This window comes from Enterobacter cloacae complex sp. 2024EL-00227 (assembly GCF_043945315.1).
In the GTDB taxonomy this organism is placed as follows: domain Bacteria; phylum Pseudomonadota; class Gammaproteobacteria; order Enterobacterales; family Enterobacteriaceae; genus Enterobacter; species Enterobacter roggenkampii.
Map to the genome: position 1 here is coordinate 1 of NZ_JBIMQP010000053.1, position 2,036 is coordinate 2,036.

General features: G+C 51.0%; 3 protein-coding genes. All 3 read right to left on the reverse strand.

The features are described from left to right. Positions 1-214 precede the first annotated feature (214 nt). On the reverse strand, positions 215-415 hold the full coding sequence (locus ACHH0Z_RS25445) for a hypothetical protein (protein WP_045408324.1): 201 nt from the start codon (positions 413-415) through the stop codon (positions 215-217). Positions 416-765: 350 nt separating this feature from the next. Further along, positions 766-1,551 (reverse strand): hypothetical protein, encoded by a 786-nt coding sequence (locus ACHH0Z_RS25450; RefSeq protein WP_395149617.1) that lies wholly within the window; start codon positions 1,549-1,551, stop codon positions 766-768. Further along, the gene (locus ACHH0Z_RS25455) at positions 1,548-1,784 is read right to left on the reverse strand and encodes a hypothetical protein (protein WP_045408326.1); all 237 of its coding nucleotides are present in this window, start codon (positions 1,782-1,784) and stop codon (positions 1,548-1,550) included. The genes ACHH0Z_RS25450 and ACHH0Z_RS25455 overlap by 4 nt, the downstream gene beginning before the upstream one ends. Between the last annotated feature and the right edge of the window lie 252 nt (positions 1,785-2,036).

Consider the following 2,036-nt stretch of genomic DNA (forward strand, 5'->3'; position numbering starts at 1 on the left):
GATTATATCGAAATGTTTTATAACAGTAAGCGTCGGCATGGTTCGAGCGAGCAGATGCCACCGGCTGAATATGAAAACCTATATTATCAACGGCTCAGAAGTGTCTAGATTATCCGTGGCGATTCAGCTTAGCCTGTCTCTTAGCTGTCGAAGCATTTCTTGCTGCCACTCAAGGTCTTCACATTCTGGAATCTCAAAGCTCATCATCATCTCCTTACGCTAATTTCTTATACACGCGAGGCTCATCAACAGTAGCAGCGCGAAGTTCGTGTTCCGCGTGAGAACTGTAATCACCAGAGTCCCACTCGATGCGATACCATGTCGGCCTGTCTTCCTGCTCCGTAACGCCATCAACCACTCCTTTGATATCGCCTGACTTGTGCTTTACGATTGCGCCCACAGCAAATTTAGCCATAACAAGCCCTCTGACATGTGAATGAGTGAAGAGATGGCCGCCCATGCAATAAGGCACGCGATGGCGACCAGAACTGGGTTGTAATGCATGGTGACTCCGGATAAAGAAAAACCCGCGATGTGCGGGTTTGTTATGCGTCGAATGGGTTAGGCATTACTGCTTATCCCTTTTCATTTTGGCGATCGGATTGTTCCACGCGTCAATGTCCTCCTGGATAAGCTTTCCTCTCCCTTTGCATAGTTCGCATTTTGTCAGCAATCCAAAGCACTCAGGACACTTAACAAATGGCCCAAACTCTCTCTTCCATGAAAGCACGCGAGCATTGATGATTATCTTGTTTAGGCTATCCATCACGCCTCCTGCTGCGGTGCTGCTGGATACGCACTGCCTTCCTGACCTGGCTCATTGCTTCCGGTGCATGCATTCCGGTGGTCATTGGCGTGCGGACAGCGTTTGTTGCCGCATTCGGGGCACACGACGAAGCGACTATCAGTAAAAGTTACATGGCGGCATGTGCGACATGAGCAATCCGGAATCACCTGAGGGTTGCTGCAGCGCGACTCGGTGTTTTCGGCACCCTGAAGCATGGCGGCGCGGCAGGCGTTCCATGAATCAGCCGCTGCATTGCACTCATCTCTATCCCACTGGTAGGTAACTCCGCGGGGAGCAAAAGTGCTGGCAAGAATCTCGATGTTTTCCGGAGTGGCTTCTTCAGGCACTACCGGCGCTGGCGGTGCCGCATAAAGCGCCTGACAACTCCACCCAGACCAGTGAGCACCTTCCGCTCTCTCATCATCTTCTGGTCTAACGAGAGATACTTCGCTAGGGTGTTTCCTGTGTGACCACAGCCACGCTACGGTTTCGGCATTGGCTGGCGCTGGCGGGGCGGTGTACAATGGAATCTCTGTGATTTCGTACTCGTTAATATCTTCCTGAGACCAGTTGCCAAATCTGGTATGCAGGCTAAAACGCGCATCGGTGTGAAGCCTATCTTTGTACATGTACGCCACAGGCTCCGCTTCGAGCGATGCCAGCGCGATACGCGCCAGCGAAGAAGCCTCACCGCATTGAACGTGGTCAGTTTCGATAATTTGCTGCAACTGCTCTTTGGTGAATTCTTTGGTGATAGTGATCATGGGTTAGTCCTCCCTGTCAGACGTTCGCGTAGAGTTAACTTGCGTGGCAATCTTTCGTTGTCAGCAATCTCAACTACAGTGCAGGCACATGAGCAGAAAGTGCTTTCTCGTTTATGCTTCAACAGCACCGCTTCGTTGTGGGCCGATTCCTTGTCCGTTGCGCTAAGTTCATGCACATCAAAACCCTTGCTGTCGACGAACCACGCGTGAATAACTGCGATAAAACGAGCCATATCAATCTCCTTTCCAGGCTTTATCTGTTATCAAACTCCCGTAGCGATGAATATCACGCTTACCTGCAATCAGCGTCTCCTTAGCGTCACTGCCATCGCCGAGGTAAACTGGTCTGCCACTCAAGGTGACCTGCCCCCACGATTAGATACAACACTCAGTTAGTAACGTCGGAATCTTCATTCTCAGAATGACCCTTTCTCCAGCCCGCTGCAAATTCAGACGGTGTCTGATAATTCAGCGTGGAGTGCGGG